The organism is uncultured Sphingomonas sp., assembly GCF_913774285.1.
Classification (GTDB): domain Bacteria; phylum Pseudomonadota; class Alphaproteobacteria; order Sphingomonadales; family Sphingomonadaceae; genus Sphingomonas.
In genome coordinates this window covers 38812-58004 of record NZ_CAJYHX010000017.1, presented here as the reverse complement: position 1 = coordinate 58004, position 19193 = coordinate 38812, and the positions used below count along the sequence as shown (strand labels likewise).

The following is a 19193-nucleotide window of genomic DNA, read 5'->3' as shown; positions in this document are numbered from 1 at the left end:
GGGATCATCTCCCGGAGGCCCGATGTTCCGTTCCGCCCTTGCCGCCACCCTGCTGATCGCCACCCCCGCTGCCGCCCAGCAGCTTACCGCGGAGCAGACCGCGAAGGTCGACACGATCGTCGCCGACGCGCTGAAGAGCAGCGGTGTGCCGTCCGCCTCGATCGCGATCGTGCGCGACGGCAAGATCGTCTTCACCAAGGCCTATGGCGACCAGGGTCCGGGCATCGCCAAGGGCCCGGACGTCAATGCCAAGTACCAGATCGCGTCAATCTCCAAGCAGTTCACCGCCGCGGCGATCCTGCTGCTGGAGGACGAGGGCAAGCTGAGCCTCGACGACAAGGTGTCGAAATGGGTACCGGACGTCACCGATGCCGACAAGATCACCATTCGCCAGCTGCTCAGCCACACCGCCGGCCTGCAGGATTACTGGCCACAGGACTATAGCTTCAAAGCTATGGAGACGGCGGTGACGCCGCAACAGATCGTCGATCGCTGGGCGAAGAAGCCCCTCGACTTCACCCCCGGCACCGCCTGGCAATATTCTAACACCGGCTATGTCGTCGCCGGCATGATCATCGAGAAGGCGTCGGGCAAGAAGCTGCTCGACTACCTCCAGGCGAAGATCTTCAAGCCGCTGGGCATGCAGGCGATCGACCAGGACAAGGCGGTCGGCAAGGGCTTCCCGCAGGGCACGCACCGCAATGCGTTGGGGCCCGTGCGTCCTGCGAAGCCTGCCGCCGATGGCTGGCTTTGGGCGGCCGGCGAGCTGGCGATGAGCGCCGCCGATCTCGCCAAGTGGGACATCGCGCGCATCGATCGCAAGGTGCTCACCCCCGAGGACTGGGCGGTCCAGGAAACCGAGGTGAAGCTCGCCGATGGCGCGCCGACCCATTACGGCCTTGGCGTGTCGCTGGGCGAGCATGGCGGCAAGAAGGAAGTATCGCATGGCGGCGAGGCGGTCGGCTTCCTGTCGAGCAACGTGGTCATCCCGGAGGAAAAGTTCGCGGTCGTCTCGCTGGTCAGCGCCGATTTCGGCGGTGCGCACGACATCATCGCGCAAGGTATTACCGATCTGCTGCTGCCGGTCGCCAAGCCTGCCGCCGCCCCGACGCTCGACCAGCAGCGCGACGCGCTCGCGCGCAAGCTCTTCGACCAGCTCCGGGTCGGCACGCCCGATCGCAGCCTGATGACCGAGGATGCCAATTATTACTTCGATGCCACCGCCCTTGGCGACTATCGCGAGAGCCTTGCACCGCTGGGCGAGCCGCTGGCCTTCACGCCGATCGGCAAGGCGCGGCTGCGTGGCGGCTTCGTCAACCGCAACTACATGATCCGCTACAAGGATCGCCAGCTGATCGCCGTGACCTATGCCGAGCCCGGTGCCGACGGCAAGTTCGAGCAGTTCCTGGTGATGCCGCGATGAGCGACGAGGCCGAAAGCCGCGCCAAGGATCGCGCCGAAGCCGCCAAGGTGCGGCGGCGGTGGATCACGCTGGGCGAGGTGCTGGGGGTAGCCGCCGTGCTGATTTCCGGCCTGACCCTCTGGAACAACTGGAACGATCGCCGCGAGACCAAGGCCGAGAAGGCGGCCACCGAGCAGCGCGCCTCCGCCAAGGTGGCGAAGCTGGTGCTGGTTGCAGCCGATGGCGGCAAGCAGACGCTGGCGCTCAGGCCCGCCGCTGCCGAGCAATCGGTGCAGAGTCAAACGATCCTGTTTCCGACCGCCCTCGGCGTCTCCCCCGCCACGACCACCGGCGAGCCGCGTATCGAGGGGGGCTGGTTCGAGCATGCGCTGGTCAAGGCGCGCGAGGCCGCCGGACTGCCCGACAACAGCCGCGGCGACGAGCGGCTGCCGGTGGCAATCGTCACCCAGTATCTGGCGGACGGCGACCCGCACGAGGACGTGGCGCTGTACGACGTCGGCTATACCATCTCGGGCAAGTTTCTCGGCGGACACAGCGTCACGCTCCGCGGCATCTCGCTGGTCGCGAAGGTGAAGCGCGACCATGCCCAGGCCAGGCTTGACGCGCGTTGGAAGACCTCGCTGCCCGCGGCCAAGTGATCCGGCGCCCCCTGGCCAAAAAACCAGGGGGGTCCGGGCTAGGCGCGGGGCGCGCGGCGTCCTAGATCAGGCGCATGACGGATCTCAACACGCTCGTTCAGCCCGATCGCGGCCAGCCCGCTCGCACCATCCACCTGATCGACGCCAAGGGCTACGACGCCTGGCTCGCCGCCCAGCCGCCGCGCCACCGCGCTGCCGCTGCCGCGCAAAAGCTCAGCGGCTCGGCCTTCTCCAGCGCGGTCCTGCCCGGCGACGCACCCGAGGACTGGTCGGTCGTCTCGGTCGTCGCCGATACCGAGAAGCTTGGCCCCTGGTGCCTCGCCAAGCTGGCCGAAACGCTCCCCGAGGGCAGCTACCGCGTCGAAGGTGTCGAGCCGGGCAAGGCGATCTATGGCTGGCTGGTCGCGCAGTACAAGTTCGATCGCTACAAGAAAGCCGATCCCAAGGCGCAGGGCCCGCGCGTGCTGCTCACCGCCGATCCGGTGAAGATGGAAGAGGCGGTGCGCATGGCCGCCGTCACCTTCAAGCTGCGTGACCGGATCAACACCGGCGCCAATGACATGAGCCCGGCCGACCTCGAAGACGCCGGCGCCGAGCTCGCCAAGGCCTATGGCGCCACCTTCTCGGTGGTGAAGGGCGACGAGCTGAAGCAGGGCTACGGCATGCTCCACGCCGTTGGCCAGGCCGCCGGCAAGGGGCGCGAGCCGCGGCTGATCGAGCTCGAATGGGGCAATCCCGAACATCCGCGCATCGCGATCATCGGCAAGGGCGTCTGCTTCGACAGCGGCGGTCTCGACATCAAGCCGGCGGCCGGCATGCGGCTGATGAAGAAGGACATGGGCGGTGCCGCCCACGCCCTCGCGCTCGCCGAACTGGTCATGCAGAACAAGCTGCCGGTAAGGCTCCACATGCTCGTCCCCGCGGTCGAGAATTCGATCTCGGGCGAAGCGACGCGGCCGGGCGACGTGATGATCTCGCGCAAGGGCATCACCGTCGAGAACAGCAACACCGATGCCGAAGGCCGCCTGATCCTGGGCGACGCCCTGACCAAGGCGGAAGAGAAGAATCCGGAGCTGGTGTTCGACTTCGCAACGCTGACCGGCGCCGCCCGCGTGGCGCTCGGCGCGGACCTGCAGGCGCTGTTCGCCAATGACGACACGCTGGCAGCCGAGATCCTTGCGGCCGGCGAGGAAGAGGCCGACCCGATCTGGCGGATGCCGCTCTACGATCCCTACAAGGATCTGCTGAAGTCGGATGTGGCGGACATGGTCAACGCGGCCGAGGGTCCGTTCGGCGGCGCCATCACCGCCGCGCTGTTCCTCAAGGAATTCGTGCCGGCCAAGGCCCAGTGGGCCCATTTCGACATCTTCTGCTGGAACGGCAGCGCCAAGCCGGGCCGCCCCAAGGGCGCGGAAGCGGTGAGTCTGCGCGCCACCTGGAAGGTGCTCAAAGACCGGTACGGCGGATAAGTGCTTCGGCCGCCGGCGGCATCACGCCGTCGGCGAGCCAGCGCTCGACTTCTTCCTTGTCCATCGGTCGGCCGAACAGATAGCCCTGCCCCTGCGCGCAGCCCAGCGCGCGCAGCATCTCGGCCGCTTCCAGCGTCTCTATTCCCTCGGCCACCACGGGCAGCTCCAGCGTGCTGGCCAAGCCCAGGATGGCGCGGACGATCCGCAGCTTCTCGGTGCTCTCGCTCAGCGACTCGACGAAGGAACGGTCGATCTTGATCTTGTCGAACGGCAGCATGCGGAGATGCTGGATCGAGGCGTAGCCGGTGCCGAAATCGTCGAGTGCCAGCTGCACGCCCTGGTTCTTCAGCGACTCGATCGCATGGTGCGCCTTCTCGGCATCGACGATCAGCGCGTTCTCGGTGATCTCCACGGTCAGGCGCTGCGGCGGGAAGCCGGTGCGAGCGAGCACGGAGAGGATCTTGTGGCTCAGCCAGTCGTCGCGCAGCTGGCCGGGCGAGATGTTGATCGCAATGCTTGCCGGCACCGGCCAGTCCCGCGTCTCCGAACAGGCACGGTCGAGCAGGTCGAGCATCAGCGTGTTGAGCAGCCCGCATTCCTCGGCGATCGGGATGAACTGGTCGGGCCCGATCTCGGCGTCCTCGCGGCGCCAGCGGGCGAGCAGCTCGAAGCCGGTGACATGGCCGGTGCGCAGGTCGATGATCGGCTGGTAGCGCGGGTAGAACAGCCCCTGGGTGAGCCCGTCGCGCATCTCCGCCTCGATGGTCGAGCGGCGTCGGATCTCGGCATCCATCTGGCTGGCAAAGGCACAATAGCAGCCGCGCCCGGCCTCCTTGGCCTGATACAGCGCAACGTCGGCGCGGCGCATCAGCGTGTCCGCGTCGCGCGCGTCCTCAGGATAAAGCGCGATACCGACACTGGCGCCGATATGGTGCATGCGCTCGTCGATCAGAAACGGCCGCGCCACCTCACGCACGATGGCGTGGGCGACGCTGCGCACCCGATCGAGATCGTCGCCGTCGAACGGCAGCGTGATCGCGAACTCGTCGCCGCCCAGCCGGTAGCTTCGACCGCCCTCGCCCACCACCCAGCTCAGCCTACCTGCGACGGCGCGGAGCAGCTGGTCGCCGATCGGATGGCCATGCACGTCGTTGATCGACTTGAAGCGGTCGAGATCGACCAGCATCAGCCCGAAGCGATGCGGCTCAGCGTCGCGCAGATATTCGGTGAGCGCGCGGCGATTGGGCAGGCCCGTCAGGGGATCGTGATAGGCTAGCTGGTGCGCGCGCTGCTCGGCCAGCCGGGCGCGGCGCTGGCCGGCCGCCATCTCGGCGCGCGAGGCGAGCACGTCGACGAACCCTGCATGGGTCGCCCCGAACATCCGCAGCACGACGGCAGAGACCAGAATGATGTTGATGCCCAGCCCGACCAGGAACCGGTCACCCGAGACGATCAGACAGGCGATCACTGGCGAGGCACCGCAGGCCATCACCAGCCAGGCGGCGATCGGGAAGGTCTGCAAGCAATAGCAACACGTGATCGCACCGATGAAGATGTAAAGCGCGATGCAGGTGCGCCGCGCCAGATCCGCCTCGACGAACAGCACCAGCGCCCATCCGCCGAATGCGAGGCTGAGGATGGCGGCCGCGACGATCGTGCCGACCAGATAGCGGCGAATCCGGCGAAGGCTCGGTATCGAATCGCCGCGTCGTGCAACCCACAAGAGGCTGCGCACCGCCGCCGCGATACCCAGCAGGATGGGCGCGACCACGCTCAGCCGCGTCGACACCGACCCATAGGAAGCGAAGCCGAGGAACACCGCGTCGAGGAAGACGAGCGTGTACATCAGCGGAATCTGCTGCCCGAGCACCCGATACTGCTCGGTCAGGATCGCTCGATCGAGCTTGGTCCTTCCCGAACGTACAAGGTGAATCCGCGGCAGCATGGAGGCCTTGTAGCGCCAGACCCCCGCCAACAGGTTAATCCGCCGTCGCTATTTGCGCCGCCGCCTCGATGATCGGCACGAACTTAGCGGCGGTGAGGCTCGCGCCGCCGACCAGCGCACCGTCGACATCCTCGACTGCCAGTATCGACGCCGCGTTGGCGCCGCTAACCGATCCACCGTAGAGGATCCGCATCTCGTTGGCCGACAGGCCGATCATGCCGCGCAGCTTGGCGCGCAGGATCGCGTGCATCGTGGCAATTTCGTCGAGCGTCGGCGTCTTGCCGGTGCCGATCGCCCAGCGCGGCTCATAGGCAATGGTCAGCCAGTCGGGCGAGGCACCGTCGGGCAGCGACTTTTCGATTTGCGACTGGACGATGCGCTCGGCGCGACCGGCATCGTGCTCGGCCTCGGTCTCGCCGCAGCACAGGATCACGTTCAGCCCGTGTCGGCGCGCGGCCGCGGCCTTGGCCCAGGTGTGGTGGCTGGTCTCCGCATGGTCGGCGCGGCGCTCGGAATGGCCGACGATCACCACCCTCGCGCCCGCCTCGACCAGCATCGGTGCCGAGACGTCGCCGGTATGGGCGCCCTGGTCATTCTCGTGCACATCCTGCGCGCCGATCGTGAAGTCGGGAGCGATGTCCGCGGCGGCGGCGATCAGGGTATAGGGCACGCAGAGCAGGGCATCGACCTGGGGATGTGCCCGCGCCGCAGCAGCGATCGCGTCGATCTCCCGCAAGTGCGAACGCATGCCGTGCATCTTCCAGTTTCCGGCGACCAGCTTGCGGCGCATCCATCACTCCCCGAATGTTTCGGCACAGTCGATACCGATTGCGCCGCGCGGCACAAGCTTGAAGGCGCGCGACACCGGCCCTAAAGCGGGCCCAAATTCCTCGAACGAACGGCTCTCCATGCTCAACGCCTTCCGGAACTTCACCAAGTCGCGCTACGGCCTGATCATCGTCTTCATCTTCCTGGGCCTGCTCGCGATTGCCTTTGCGGCGAGTGACGTCACCGGCATGCGCCAGGGGATCACCGGCAGCAGCGGCGCGCTGGCGACCGTGGCCGGCGAGAAGGTGACCGAGCAGCAGGTGCGCGAGCGGCTGGAACGCTATGTCCGCAACGCACAGCAGCAGGGCCAGAAGGTCACGATGGCGCAGGTGCTGGCGCAGGGCGGGTTCGAGGCCGCGCTGAACGACGCCGTCAACACCGCCGCGATCGAGGCATTCGCGAACCAGAACGGCATGGCAGTCGGCAAGAAGCTGATCGACACCGACATTGCCAACAATCCGCAGTTCGCCGGCATGGACGGCAAGTTCAGCCAGCAGACCTTCGAGCAGTTGCTCGCGCAGAATCAGCTCACCCCGGCGGCGTTCCGCGAGGGGATGACGACGCAGCGCTACGCCGCCTGGCTGGTTGGTCCGGTCGCCCTGCGCGCGCCTGCCCCCGCCGGCGTGGTGACCCCCTATGTCGCGACGCTGCTCGAGCGCCGCACCGGCATCGTCGGCTTCGTCCAGTCGCTGGCGATGGACCCGGGCCCCGCACCCGACGCCAATACGCTGGCCGGCTATTACGCGCAGAACCGCAGCCGCTATCAGGTGCCCGAGCGCCGCATTGTCCGCTACGCGCTCGCCCAGCCCGACGCGCTGAAGGCACAGGCCGCGCCGACCGAGGCCGAGATCGCCGCCGCCTACAAGAAGGATGCCGCCAAATACACCGCCAGCGAGAAGCGCGGTGTCGAGCTGGTCCAGGCGATCAGCCAGTCGGTCGCCGCCAAGGTCGCTGCCGCCGCCAAGGGCGGAGACCTGGCCGCAGCCGCCAAGGCCGCCGGTCTGGAGGCCCGCACCATCGACGCCAGCGACAAGACCGGCATCGCCAAGCAGGTCTCGGCATCCTTCGCGGATGCCGCCTTCGCCGCCCCGGCGACTGCGATGCAGGGCCCGGTCCAGCTCGGTGGCGCCTGGTTCGTCTACCGCGTGACCAAGGTTGAGAAGATCGCCGCCCGCAGCCTCGACCAGGTCCGCGGCGAGCTGACCGAGGAAGTCGCCAAGCGCAAGCTCGCCGCGCTGCTCGCCGATTCGCGCCAGGCGATCGAGGATGCCGTCGGCGACGGCGCGACCTTCGACGAAGCGGTTGCCAAGGCCAAGCTGACTGCGGTGCGCAGCCCCGCGCTGATCGCCAACGGCACCGATCCGGACAATGCCGCCTATCAGCCGGACGCCACCGCCGCGGCGGTGATCAAGGCCGGCTTTGGCTTCGAACAGGCCGGCGACGAGCCGCAGGTGGTGCCGGTCGGCCAGGACGGCAGCTTCGCGCTGGTTTCGCTCGAGAAGATCGTGCCCGCCGCGCCGCGTCCGCTTGCGCAGATCACCGAGAAGGTGAAGGCCGATTATCTGCTCGACCAGGCGCTCGCCAAGGCGCGCAGCGCTGCAACCGCAATGCTGCCCAAACTGCAGAAGGGCGTGCCGATGGCACAGGCGCTGGCCGAAGCGGGTGCAACCAAGGGTGCGCCGCCCAAGTCGTTCGACTTCAAGCGCAGCGAGCTGCGCGGCAAGGAGAACTTCATCCAGATGGCGTTCGACATGCCGGCCAAGACCGCGCGCCTGGTCGAGGCGCCGAACCGCGGCGGCTATTATGTCGTCTATGTCGACACGATCCAGCCGGGGAGCCTTGCCGGCGATCCGCAGGGCCCGCAGATGCTTCAGTCGATCACGCAGGCGCTGGGCCAGGTGGGCGCGCAGGAATATGAGCGCCAGTTCGCCGCCTCGCTGGTAAGCGCGCTCAAGGTCCGTCGCAACGAAGCGGCAATCGCCCGCCTCCGCGCCGACCTGCAGCGCACGGGCGCCAGCGGCCAGTGATCCAGGGCCTCGACGCCGCCCGCGCCGCGCTCGCTGCCGGCCGGCCCGCTTTGGTCTGGCGCCAGCAGGTCGCCGATACCGAGACGCCGGTCGCCGCCGCGCTCAAGCTTATCGAGCCGGGCCGGGGCGACTTTCTGCTGGAGTCGGTCGAGGGCGGATCGGTCCGCGGGCGGCACAGCCTGATCGGGCTCGCGCCCGACCTGGTGTTCCGTGCGACCGGCACTGAGGCCGAGATCAACCGGCAGTGGCTCACCGATCGCGCTGCCTTTGAGCCGCTGTCGGACGACCCGCTCACCGCCCTGCGCACGCTGGTCGCCGATTGCCGCATGGACGTGCCGGCCGAGCTGCCGCGCGCGCTGGCCTGCCTGGTCGGCTATTTCAGCTATGAGACGGTGGGGCTGGTCGAGAAGCTCCCCCGCCCGCCGCAGAGCCCGGTCGGCGTACCCGACATGATCTTCGTGCGGCCGACGGTGCTGCTGGTGTTCGACCGGCTGGCGGACACGCTGTTCTTCGTCGCCCCCGTATGGCCGGGCGCCGATCCCGAATGCGCGGCCGAGCGCATCGACGCGATTGCCGCGCAGCTCGCCACCGCCGCCCTGCCCGCCCCCGTCCGCGCCGATCCGCTGGCGATCCAGCCGACGCCGGTCCTGCCGGAAGGCCGCTATGGCGAGATGGTCGCGGCGGCGAAGGAGTATATCGCGGCAGGCGACATCTTTCAGGTGGTGCTGGCCCAGCGCTTCACCGCGCCCTTCCCGCTGCCGCCGTTCGAGCTCTACCGCGCGCTGCGGCGGATCAACCCCTCGCCTTTCCTCTACCATCTCGACCTGCCGGGCTTCGCGCTCACCGGATCGAGCCCGGAGATCCTGGTCCGCGCCCGCGACGGCGAGATCACCATCCGCCCGATCGCCGGCACCCGGCCGCGCGGCCGCACCGCTGCCGAGGACGAGGCCAACCGCACCTCGCTGCTCGCCGATCCCAAGGAGCGCGCCGAGCATCTGATGCTGCTCGATCTCGGTCGCAACGATGTCGGCCGCGCCGCTGCGCCCGGCAGCGTCAAGGTCACGGACAGCTACACGGTCGAGTTCTACAGCCATGTGATGCACATCGTGTCGAACGTGGTGGGCAAGCTGCGCAAGGATGCGGACGCGATCGACGCGCTGTTCGCCGGCTTTCCGGCGGGCACGGTCAGCGGCGCGCCGAAGGTGCGCGCCTGCGAGATCATTGCCGAGCTGGAAGCGGAGACGCGCGGCCCCTATGCGGGCGGCGTGGGCTATTTCTCGCCTGACGGTTCGATGGACTCGTGCATCGTCCTGCGCACCGCATTGGTGAAGGATGGCGTGATGCACGTGCAGGCCGGTGCCGGCATCGTCGCCGACTCCGACCCGGCCTATGAGCAGCGCGAGTGCGAGGCCAAGTCCGGCGCGCTGTTCGCCGCCGCGCGCGAGGCGATCGCGCGGGCCAGCGAGGCGGGTTTCGGGCAGTAAGGAAGCAGCAACCGCCGAATGCGGCCGCGACAACGGCATCACCCAAAACCGACGTCATTCCCGCGAAAGCGGGAATCCATTGCCCTGTGCGCCGGGGGAAGGAACCGCGGCATCAGCGCCAATGGATCCCCGCCTTCGCGGGGATGACGGCTAGTTAAAAGTGGGAAAGGCCACGATCAGGGAACGCGCGACGCCTTCGCTTCCTTGTCCAGCTTGTCCTGATACCATTGCTGCAGCATCTGCCGCGTGCAGCCGGTCTGGCCGCCGGTGCCGACCGCCGAGCAGGTGTTCGGCAGGCCGCGGCTGTTAACTTCCTCCACCACTTCCATCCGGCGCGACCAGCTGGTCGAGGGCGCGTCTTCCTTGGGCTGGTCGCGGAAGCGCTTGGGGATGCGGTAGGGCGAATCACCCGCGTTCGAGCAAACGACGATCTCGTCCGGATTGGCCGGCTTGGGGCAGCTCTCCTGCCCATAGAGCAGGATGCTGCGCACCCGCTTGGGCGGGCCATCGGCGGTCGTCTGATCCTGGGTCTGGGCGAACGCCGGTGCGGCGAGCAGGGCGGTGGCAAGCATCAAACGGGCAAGCATGGGAATACTCCTGGAGGCGACACAACGTCCCTGCCCCATCAGCGGTGCCGCGGCACTGTGGCACCCGCAAGGCCGGATTGTGCATCGGCGCCCGAGCGCCTAGGTCTGCGCCATGATCCTCGTTCTCGACAATTACGACAGCTTCACCTGGAACCTCGTCCACTATCTGATGGAACTGGGCGTGGAGGTGCAGGTGGTGCGCAACGACGCGCTGACCGCAAACGAAGCGATCGCCAGCAATGCGCAGGGTTTCCTCATCTCCCCCGGCCCATGCACCCCGAACGAGGCCGGGATCAGCCTCGATCTGGTCGCCGCCTGCGCCGATCAGCGCAAGCCGCTGCTCGGCGTGTGCCTGGGGCACCAGGCGATCGGCCAGCATTTCGGCGGCAGTGTGGTGCGCGGCGGGCTGATGCACGGCAAGACCTCCCCGGTCACGCATGATGGAACAGGACTGTTCACCGACCTGCCCTCGCCCTTCACCGCGACGCGCTATCACTCGCTGATCGTCACCGACATTCCCGACAACCTGGTGGTGAACGCCACCGCCGAGGACGGATCGGTGATGGGCTTCCGCCACGCTTCGCTGCCGATCCACAGCGTACAGTTCCATCCGGAAAGTATCGCGACAGAGCATGGCCATGCGATGCTCGCCAATTTCCTGCGGCTGGCCGGCATCGAGGCGACCGCCACGGCCTGACTTTCGTCAGGCTCGGTTCATCGCGGATGTGCTAGGAGAGTCGGCATGAAGACGATCCTCGCTACCCTGCTCGCCGGTGCCGCGCTGCTCGCGGCGCCCGTCGCCAATGCCCAGCGCCACCGCGCAACGCCCGAGGAGAAGCTTGCCAAGCTGCTCGACGGCCGAGTCGCGGGCAAGCCGGTCGATTGCATCAGCCTGGATCGAACCGGATCCAGCCAGATCATCGACGGCAAGGCGATCATCTATACCGTTGGCAACACGCTGTACGTGAACCAGCCGCGCGGCGGCGCCGAGCAGCTCGACGACAATTCGATCCTGGTGACCAACACCTTCGGATCGCAGCTGTGCAGCATCGACACGGTGCGGCTGATCGACCGCAATTCGTTCTTCCCCCGCGGCTTCGTCTCGCTCGGCGAGTTCGTGCCCTATACCAAGCCGAAGAAGAGCAACTAAGCCACCCCAAGCAGGATTTGCTCGACAGGCTGGCCCCGTCCCGGAATAGAGGCGGCGTGACCAGCCTGAGCCTGCTTCCCGACCCGTCCTCCCCGCTTGCCCGCGAAACTGCCGCGCAAGCCTTTGCCGACATTCTCGACGGCACCGCGCCCGAGGCGGAGATCGAGGCGTTCCTCATCGCGCTTTCCGTGCGCGGCGAGACCAGCATCGAAATCGCCGAGGCCGCCCGCGCGCTGCGCAACCGGCTGATCCCGATCACCGCCCCCGAGGGGGCGATCGACGTGTGCGGCACCGGCGGCGACGGGCATCACACGCTCAACGTATCGACCGCAGTAAGCCTCGTCGTGGCGGCTGCCGGCGTGCCGGTGGCGAAGCATGGCAACCGCGCCGCCTCGTCCAAGGCCGGTGCCGCCGATACGCTGGAGGCGCTGGGGCTGAACCTCGACCGGGCCGCGGCGCGCGCGGAGGAGAGCCTGCATGAAATCGGCATCGCCTTCCTGTTCGCGCAGCACCATCACCCGTCGCTCGGCCGCATCGCGCCGATCCGGCGGCGGATCGGGCGGCGGACGATCTTCAACCTGATGGGCCCGCTCGCCAATCCCGCGCATGTCCGCCACCAGCTGATCGGCATCGCGCGGCCTGACTATGCCCCAGTCTATGCCGAGGCGCTGGAGCAATTGGGCGTCGAGGCGGCGGCGGTCGTCTCGGGAGAGGATGCGCTCGACGAACTGTCCACCGAGGCAGCAAGCGTCGTTGTCAATGTCGGCCGCGCCAAGCTGCCGACCCGCATCACGCCCGAGGATGCCGGCCTGCCGCGCCATCCGCTGGCCGCGATTCGCGGCGGCGATCCCGAATACAACGCCCTCGCCCTGCGCCGCCTGCTCCAGGGCGAGCACGGCGCCTATCGCGACGCGGTGCTGCTCAACGCGGCCGCCGCACTGATGGTCGCGGGCCGCGCCGATGACCTACGGGACGGGGTGGAGGAAGCCGCCGAGATGCTCGACAACGGGCTTGCCAACGCCCTTCTCGACTGCTGGATCGCCTTCGCATGAGCACCATTCTCGACACGATCATCGCCACCAAGCGCACCGAAGTCGCCGCCCGCAAGGCGGCGCGGCCTGCCTGGCCGACGCCCACCGCGCCGCGCGGCTTCAAGGCAGCGCTCGATGCGCGTGCCGCGGCCGGCGGCTATGGCCTGATCGCCGAGATCAAGAAGGCGAGCCCGTCCAAGGGGCTTATCCGCGCCGATTTCGATCCGCCCGCCCATGCCCGCGCCTATGCTGCCGGCGGCGCGGCATGCCTTTCGGTGCTGACCGACCAGGAGTATTTCCAGGGGCACGAAGACTATCTGATCGCCGCGCGTGCCGCGTGCGACCTGCCGGTGATCCGCAAGGACTTCCTGATCGACCCTTGGCAGGTGGAGGAATCGCGCGCGATCGGCGCCGACGCGATCCTGATCATCGTATCCGCGCTCGACGACGGCCAGATGGCCGAGATCGAAGCGGCCGCGAGCGAGCAGGGCATGGACGCGCTGGTCGAGGTCCATGATGCTGACGAACTGGAGCGCGCGCTCAAGCTCAAGTCGCGGCTGATCGGAGTGAACAACCGCAATTTGAAGACCTTCGAGGTCGACGTGCAGAAGACGTACGATCTCGTGCGGCATGCGCCCAAGGACTGTACCTTCGTCGCCGAGTCCGGGCTCAACAACCGCGCCGATCTCGACGCGATGGCCGAGCATGACATCCGCTGCTTCCTGATCGGCGAGTCGCTGATGCGGCAGGCCGATGTCGAGGCAGCGACGCGGGCGCTGGTCGGGTGAGCGGGCTTACCCATCTCGACGAAACCGGCGCGGCGCACATGGTGGATGTCGGCGGCAAGGCGGTCACCGCGCGCGAGGCGCTGGCGCGGGGCCGCATCACCATGTCGGCCGAGGCCGCCGCGGCGATCCGCGATGGCAGCGTGAAGAAGGGCGACGTGCTCGCCACCGCGCGCATCGCCGGGATCATGGCGGCGAAGAAGGCCTCGGAGCTGATCCCGCTCTGCCATCCCCTGCCCCTCACCCGCGTCGCGATCGACCTCGACCTCGACGAAACCGGCATCACCGCCACCGCCACCGCCGCTACCGAAGGCAAGACGGGCGTGGAGATGGAGGCGCTCACCGCCGTGTCGGTGACGCTGCTGACGCTCTACGACATGGCCAAGGCGCTGGATAAGGGCATGGTGCTGAGCGACATCCGCCTGCTGACCAAGACCGGCGGCAAGTCCGGCGACTGGCGCGCGGAAGGCTGAGGCGCGAACGGCAAAGAATCCCTTAGCCGCCCCAAACCGATCCTCCATTGCCCTGCCGCAGCCACCGGGCCATGTGCGGCATCATGGCAACGCTTCTCGACCCCAACTCCCGCGGCCGCGTGATCCTCGTGGGCGCGGGCCCCGGCGACCCGGGCCTGCTCACCGTCCGAGCCGTCGAGGCGCTGAAAGCGTGCGACGTGCTCGTTCATGACGGGCTGGTCGACGATCGCGTGCTCGATCTGGCCCCCCAAGCGCACCGCATCTCGGTCGCCAAGCGTCGCTCGAAGCACACGCTGCCGCAGGAATCGATCAACGCGCTGATCGTCGCGCATGTGAAGACCGGCGCGGTCGTCGTCCGGCTCAAGGGCGGCGATCCGTTCATCTTCGGCCGCGGCGGCGAGGAAGTGGAGGCCGTGCGCGAGGCCGGGCTGCCGGTGGAAGTGATCCCCGGCGTCTCCGCCGCGCTCGGCGCCGCCGCCGAGGCGATGCTGCCGCTCACCCATCGCGACTGGTCGAGCGCGGTCAGCTTCGTCGCCGGCCAGTGCAAGGGGCTGACCGACCAGGACTGGTCGGGCCTCGCCGGCAAGGGCCGCACGCTGGTGATCTACATGGGCGTGGCCACCGCCTCCGCCATTGCCGACAAGCTGATGGCCGACGGCGTCGCGCCGGACATGCCGGTGGCGGTGCTCGAGCGCGCCACGCTGGAAGGCCACCGCGCGATCCGCACGCTGCTCGCCGATCTCGGCCCGATGGTCGAGCGCGAGGATGTGCAGAGCCCCGCGATCATCGTCGTCGGCGAGGTGACGCTGCTCGCCGATGCCGAGGACAAGCTCGCCCGCTGGGCGCGCACCGCCGAGACTCTTGGGGAAGACCAGGCATGAAGCTGCTGACCGGCAATGATCTCGCCACCGGCGATGTGGTCTGGTGGACCGGCGAGAGTTGGTCGCGCCACCTCGCCGAGGCGGTGGACGTGGGCGACAAGGGCGACGTGCTCGCCGCGACCGAAGAGGCCGCGCGCCGCGTCAACGTACCCTATGTGATCGATGCCGAGGCGACGCCCGAAGGTCCCCGCCCCGCGCACATCAAGGACCGCATCCGCGCGCTCGGCCCCACCGTTCGCCCCGACCTGACCCTCAAGCCCGCCGACCCGCAGGCCGGAAGCTGGGTGATCTGAACCATGTACAAGTACGACGAATATGATGCCTCCATCGTCGCCGCGCGCGTCGAGGAATTCCGCGACCAGGTCCAGCGCCGCCTCGCCGGCCACATGACCGAGGATCAGTTCAAGCCGCTGCGGCTGATGAACGGGCTGTACCTCCAGCTGCACGCGTACATGCTGCGCGTGGCAGTGCCCTATGGCACGCTCAACAGCCGCCAGATGCACCTGCTGGCCCACATCGCCCGCAAGTACGACCGCGGCTATGGCCATTTCACGACCCGCCAGAACCTCCAGTACAACTGGATCAAGCTGGAGGACGCACCCGACATCCTCGCCGAGCTGGCGACGGTGGAGATGCATGCCATCCAGACCAGCGGCAACTGCATCCGCAACATCAGTTCGGACCAGTTCGCAGGCGCGGCCGCCGACGAGATCACCGATCCGCGCCCCTGGGCCGAGCTGCTCCGCCAGTGGAGCACCTTCCACCCCGAATTCAGCTATTTGCCGCGCAAGTTCAAGATCGCGGTGATCGCCAGCGACACCGATCGCGCGGCGATGCGTCTGCACGACATTGGAATCCAGATCGTGCGGAACGACGCGGGCGAACTCGGCGCGCGCATCTATGCGGGCGGCGGCATGGGCCGCACCCCGATGATCGCCGCGCTGATCAAGGAGTTCGTGCCCTTCGCCGACTTCGTGAGCTATCTGGAAGCCTGCCTGCGCGTCTACAATCGCCACGGCCGGCGCGACAATATCTACAAGGCGCGGATCAAGATCCTCATCCACGCGCTCGGCGCCGAGGAATATGCCCGCCAGGTGGAGGAAGAGTTCCAGGCGGTGAAGGCGCTCGGCATCGACCCGCCCCAGGCCGAGTTCGACCGCATCGCCGCCTATTTCGCGCCCCCGGCGTTCGAGGCTGATGCTCCCGACACCCTGGATCGCAGCGACCCTGATTTCGCCGTGTGGCTCGACCAGAACGTCCACGCGCACCAGGCGCCGGGCTATGCCGTGGTCACGATCAGCCTCAAGCCGATCGGCGGCATCCCGGGCGACGCCTCGGCCGACCAGATCGACGTGATGGCCGACCTCGCCGAGCGCTATAGCTTCGACGAGCTTCGCGTCACGCATGCCCAGAATATCGTGCTGCCGCACGTCCGCAAGGCGGACCTCTTTGCAGTCTGGACGGCGCTGCGCGAGGCCGGGCTGGCCGAGGCCAATCTCGACCTGATCAGCGACATCATCGCCTGCCCGGGCCTCGATTATTGCAGCCTCGCCAATGCCCGCTCGATCCCGCTCGCGCAGAAGATCAGCGAACGCTTCGCCGATCCGGCGCGCCAGCGTGACCTGGGCGAGCTCAAGCTCAAGATCTCGGGCTGCATCAATGCCTGCGGCCACCATCATGCCGGCCATATCGGAATCCTCGGCGTCGACCGGAAAGGCACCGAGAATTACCAGCTGCTGCTCGGCGGCTCGGGCGCGGAGGATGTCAGCCTGGCCGACATCACCGGCCCCGGCTTCAGCGAGGATGGCGTCGTCGACGCGATCGAGCGCGCGACCGACGTCTATGTCCGCGAGCGCACCCCCGGCGAGCGCTTTGTCGATACCTACCGCCGCATCGGCATGGCACCGTTCAAGGAGGCCATTTATGGTTGAGTTCCTGCGCTACCGCGACGACGAAGCGCATGACGAGCCCGCCGTCACGCTCGACAGCTTCTTCGGCCAGTCCAACGCCACCGCGGTGCGGATCGAATCCGGCGAAGATGCCCGCGCGCTCCTCCCCCATCTGGATCGCATCGCGCTGATCGAGGTGAGTTTCCCGAGCTTTCGCGATGGCCGGGGCTATTCCTCGGCCCGTATCCTCCGCGAGGCCGGATATACGGGCGAACTCCGCGCTCAGGGCGACGTGCTGGTCGACCAGATCCCGCTGATGCGCCGCTGTGGCTTCGACAGTTTCGCACCCAATGCACCGATCGACGCGGCGACGCTGGAAGCCGCACTGAGCCGATACGGCTTCCGCTACCAGGCGGCGGCCGACACTGTCGTGCCCGTCTGGAAACTGCGCCATGGCTGAACCCGCGCGCCAGATCGACCGGATCGACGTGACGCCCCGCTTCACCGAGGCGGATGCGGTGCGGCTGAACACGCGGTTCCTCGGCGTGCCGACGCTGGAGATGCTGCGCACGGTGCTGGCCGAGAAGCTGACCGGGGAAACGGCGATCGTTTCCTCGTTCGGTGCGGAATCGGCGGCCCTGCTGCACCTCGTCGCCAGCGTCGATCGGTCCGTGCCGGTGTTGTTTCTCGATACCGGCAAGCATTTCCCCGAGACGCTCGCCTATCGCGACCTGCTGGTCGAGAGCGTGGGCCTCACCGACTTCCGCAACCTGCAGCCCGATCCCGAGCTGCTGGCCAAGCGTGACGGCACCGAGCTGCGCTGGTCCTATGATCCCGACGGTTGCTGCGAGATCCGCAAGGTGCTGCCGCTCGAGGCGGGCCTGGACGGGTTCGACGCGACGATCACCGGGCGCAAGGCGTTCCAGGCGAGCACCCGCGCCGCTCTGCCCCGCTTCGAGCTGGACGGCGAACGGCTGAAAATCAATCCGCTGGCGGATTGGACCAAAGCCGATCTCGACACCTATTTCGCCGCGCATGACCTGCCGGTGCACCCGCTGGTCGCGCAGGGCTATCCCTCGATCGGCTGCGCGCCTTGCACCAGCAAGGTGAAGCCAGGCGAAGACCCCCGCGCCGGGCGCTGGCGCGGCTGGGACAAGACCGAGTGCGGCATCCACACCCCGACGAGCGACGACGACGCCAACCAGCCGGTGTTCTGACGCCGCCTCAGAACCCGCCGTGGAACCGAACGGCGAACACATTGGCCGGGCCGCGATCGCGGTTGTAGCCCGGATTGGCGATGAACTGATAGTCGAGAGTCACGTCGAAGCCCTTGCGCGGCTGCCAGTCGTAATAGGCTTCCGCGATCGCCTCGCTGCCCGGGTGCGGCAGCTTGCCGTCGCCGACCAGCACGCCCAGTCCGCCCGCATCGAGATAGCTCTGGTGCGCGCGCGAGATGCCGTTGACGATGCCAACCAGCCCGATTCGGTCGTTCGCGCGGCCCCAGCCCGCGCCGTTCAGCGACGCGCCGAACTGCGCGGTGCGATCGATGTCGGTGAAGTCATAGGGTTCGATTGATCCGTCGGCGAAGCCGGCTCGGGCGAACAGGCCCAGCGTCGAGGTTACCGCCTGCTCCGCATTCACCCCGATGCCGGTCCGGGTCGTGCGCTGGCGGACCAATGCAGTGTCTGCCACTTGTCCCTGCGCTGCGGCCAGCGCCAGCGCGTCGTCGAATCGCCCGAACTGCCCGCGATTGCGGAAGCCAGTAACGCGGATCGCGCCGGGCTGCCCGCCGAGCATGTGCCGATGCTCGACCTCGACGTCGACCTGATACTGGCGGAAATCACGCTCCAGCGTCTCGCCATTGGGCACCTTGGAGAGATTGAACAACCCGGCGCGGAGCGTCCAGGCGCCCTGATACCATTCGGCCGCTGCGCCCGTCGAATAGCCCCAGGCATCCGCAGCATAATCGAAGCTGCCGGTATCGACCGCAGACCAGTTGAGGAAATCGCCTCGCGGATCATGGGCATAGCGGTTGGTGTCGAACACATCGCCGACGCCGAACTTACCCAGCGTCAGCACCAGCCGGTTCGCGGCCTGGGTGCCGCCCAGCACGTTCATCGCCGGGGCGACGGCGCTGCGCTCCCCTCCCAGCGCAATCGTCTGGCGGAAAAACGCACGCTGGAGCCGGAGATAGGGCTCGTCCTTGCCCACCTTGTACGCCTCGGCGCTGGGAAAACCCGCCACGCCCAGCGTGTTGGACAGGCCGAAGCCCTGGTCGATCTCCGGGTTCAACCACAGCTCGCCGCCCGCCCAGGGCCGCACGCCGGCATAGAGCGTAACGTCGATCGTCTCTCGGACCTGATCGGGTGCGAGGCTGTTGGCGCCACGATAGGGATCGCTGAAGCCGCCGACGCCCTGCACCACCATGGTGGCCTGTCCATGGAGCGCGAAAGGCTGCGGGTCGCCGCTATCCTGCGCCCGCGCTGCCGCCGGCAGCAGGAGGAACGGCGCTGCCGCAACCGCGACAGCCTTGGAGAAGGCGTAGACCATGAGCGTGCACCTCGAATGACGGCGGACATCGCC

At 67.9% G+C, this 19193-nt stretch carries 19 protein-coding genes; 15 read left to right on the top strand and 4 right to left on the bottom strand.

Going from position 1 to position 19193, the window contains the following annotated elements:
* Positions 1–22 precede the first annotated feature (22 nt).
* The 3 genes from QZ670_RS07345 to QZ670_RS07335 all read left to right on the top strand — a co-directional run bounded on the left by QZ670_RS07345 (position 23) and on the right by QZ670_RS07335 (position 3530).
* Positions 23–1423 carry a serine hydrolase domain-containing protein gene (locus QZ670_RS07345; protein ID WP_294253518.1) on the top strand — a complete coding sequence of 467 codons (1401 nt, stop codon included), beginning with the start codon at positions 23–25 and terminating at the stop codon, positions 1421–1423.
* Positions 1420–2061, top strand: a complete 642-nt coding sequence (locus tag QZ670_RS07340) for a hypothetical protein (protein WP_294253515.1) — start codon at positions 1420–1422, stop codon at positions 2059–2061. The genes QZ670_RS07345 and QZ670_RS07340 overlap by 4 nt, the downstream gene beginning before the upstream one ends.
* Before the next feature lie 74 nt (positions 2062–2135).
* Complete coding sequence (locus tag QZ670_RS07335; RefSeq protein ID WP_294253512.1) at positions 2136–3530, top strand: leucyl aminopeptidase family protein; 1395 nt, start codon at positions 2136–2138, stop codon at positions 3528–3530.
* On the opposite strand, the gene QZ670_RS07330 is transcribed toward QZ670_RS07335, so the two are convergent.
* A complete protein-coding gene (locus tag QZ670_RS07330) occupies positions 3508–5505 on the bottom strand; it encodes an EAL domain-containing protein (RefSeq protein WP_294253510.1) in 1998 nt (665 codons plus the stop codon). The genes QZ670_RS07335 and QZ670_RS07330 overlap by 23 nt on opposite strands.
* Before the next feature lie 4 nt (positions 5506–5509).
* On the bottom strand, positions 5510–6265 hold the full coding sequence (gene tpiA / locus QZ670_RS07325) for a triose-phosphate isomerase (protein WP_294253507.1): 756 nt from the start codon (positions 6263–6265) through the stop codon (positions 5510–5512).
* A gap of 118 nt (positions 6266–6383) precedes the next feature.
* On the opposite strand from tpiA, the gene QZ670_RS07320 reads away from it, so the two are divergent.
* Positions 6384–8330 carry a peptidylprolyl isomerase gene (locus QZ670_RS07320; protein ID WP_294253506.1) on the top strand — a complete coding sequence of 649 codons (1947 nt, stop codon included), beginning with the start codon at positions 6384–6386 and terminating at the stop codon, positions 8328–8330.
* Positions 8327–9814 (top strand): chorismate-binding protein, encoded by a 1488-nt coding sequence (locus tag QZ670_RS07315; protein WP_294253504.1) that lies wholly within the window; start codon positions 8327–8329, stop codon positions 9812–9814. Before QZ670_RS07320 ends, QZ670_RS07315 begins: the two co-directional genes overlap by 4 nt.
* A gap of 176 nt (positions 9815–9990) precedes the next feature.
* Here QZ670_RS07315 and QZ670_RS07310 read toward each other — a convergent pair whose 3' ends face one another.
* On the bottom strand, positions 9991–10401 hold the full coding sequence (locus tag QZ670_RS07310) for a hypothetical protein (RefSeq protein ID WP_294253502.1): 411 nt from the start codon (positions 10399–10401) through the stop codon (positions 9991–9993).
* Between the two features lie 112 nt (positions 10402–10513).
* Between QZ670_RS07310 and QZ670_RS07305 the strand changes: the two genes are divergently transcribed.
* The 10 genes from QZ670_RS07305 to QZ670_RS07260 all read left to right on the top strand — a co-directional run bounded on the left by QZ670_RS07305 (position 10514) and on the right by QZ670_RS07260 (position 17827).
* Positions 10514–11098, top strand: coding sequence for an aminodeoxychorismate/anthranilate synthase component II (locus QZ670_RS07305; RefSeq protein ID WP_294253501.1), 585 nt, complete (start codon positions 10514–10516; stop codon positions 11096–11098).
* Positions 11099–11143: 45 nt separating this feature from the next.
* The gene (locus QZ670_RS07300) at positions 11144–11551 is read left to right on the top strand and encodes a hypothetical protein (RefSeq protein WP_294253499.1); all 408 of its coding nucleotides are present in this window, start codon (positions 11144–11146) and stop codon (positions 11549–11551) included.
* Positions 11552–11607: 56 nt separating this feature from the next.
* Positions 11608–12603 carry an anthranilate phosphoribosyltransferase gene (trpD, locus tag QZ670_RS07295; RefSeq protein ID WP_294253496.1) on the top strand — a complete coding sequence of 332 codons (996 nt, stop codon included), beginning with the start codon at positions 11608–11610 and terminating at the stop codon, positions 12601–12603.
* Positions 12600–13370, top strand: coding sequence for an indole-3-glycerol phosphate synthase TrpC (trpC, locus tag QZ670_RS07290; RefSeq protein WP_294253494.1), 771 nt, complete (start codon positions 12600–12602; stop codon positions 13368–13370). Before trpD ends, trpC begins: the two co-directional genes overlap by 4 nt.
* Positions 13367–13840, top strand: coding sequence for a cyclic pyranopterin monophosphate synthase MoaC (gene moaC, locus QZ670_RS07285; RefSeq protein ID WP_294253491.1), 474 nt, complete (start codon positions 13367–13369; stop codon positions 13838–13840). The genes trpC and moaC overlap by 4 nt, the downstream gene beginning before the upstream one ends.
* 83 nt (positions 13841–13923) lie before the next feature.
* Positions 13924–14721 (top strand): uroporphyrinogen-III C-methyltransferase, encoded by a 798-nt coding sequence (gene cobA, locus QZ670_RS07280; RefSeq protein WP_294253487.1) that lies wholly within the window; start codon positions 13924–13926, stop codon positions 14719–14721.
* Positions 14718–15014, top strand: a complete 297-nt coding sequence (locus QZ670_RS07275; RefSeq protein ID WP_294253485.1) for a DUF2849 domain-containing protein — start codon at positions 14718–14720, stop codon at positions 15012–15014. The genes cobA and QZ670_RS07275 overlap by 4 nt, the downstream gene beginning before the upstream one ends.
* A 3-nt stretch (positions 15015–15017) precedes the next feature.
* A complete protein-coding gene (locus QZ670_RS07270) occupies positions 15018–16652 on the top strand; it encodes a nitrite/sulfite reductase (RefSeq protein WP_294253483.1) in 1635 nt (544 codons plus the stop codon).
* A complete protein-coding gene (locus QZ670_RS07265) occupies positions 16645–17070 on the top strand; it encodes a DUF934 domain-containing protein (protein WP_294253481.1) in 426 nt (141 codons plus the stop codon). The genes QZ670_RS07270 and QZ670_RS07265 overlap by 8 nt, the downstream gene beginning before the upstream one ends.
* On the top strand, positions 17063–17827 hold the full coding sequence (locus QZ670_RS07260) for a phosphoadenylyl-sulfate reductase (RefSeq protein ID WP_294253480.1): 765 nt from the start codon (positions 17063–17065) through the stop codon (positions 17825–17827). Before QZ670_RS07265 ends, QZ670_RS07260 begins: the two co-directional genes overlap by 8 nt.
* 7 nt (positions 17828–17834) lie before the next feature.
* Here the strand turns inward: QZ670_RS07260 and QZ670_RS07255 are convergent, their stop codons facing one another.
* Positions 17835–19160: a carbohydrate porin gene (locus tag QZ670_RS07255; protein WP_294253477.1), complete on the bottom strand. Its 1326-nt coding sequence runs from the start codon at positions 19158–19160 to the stop codon at positions 17835–17837.
* Between the last annotated feature and the right edge of the window lie 33 nt (positions 19161–19193).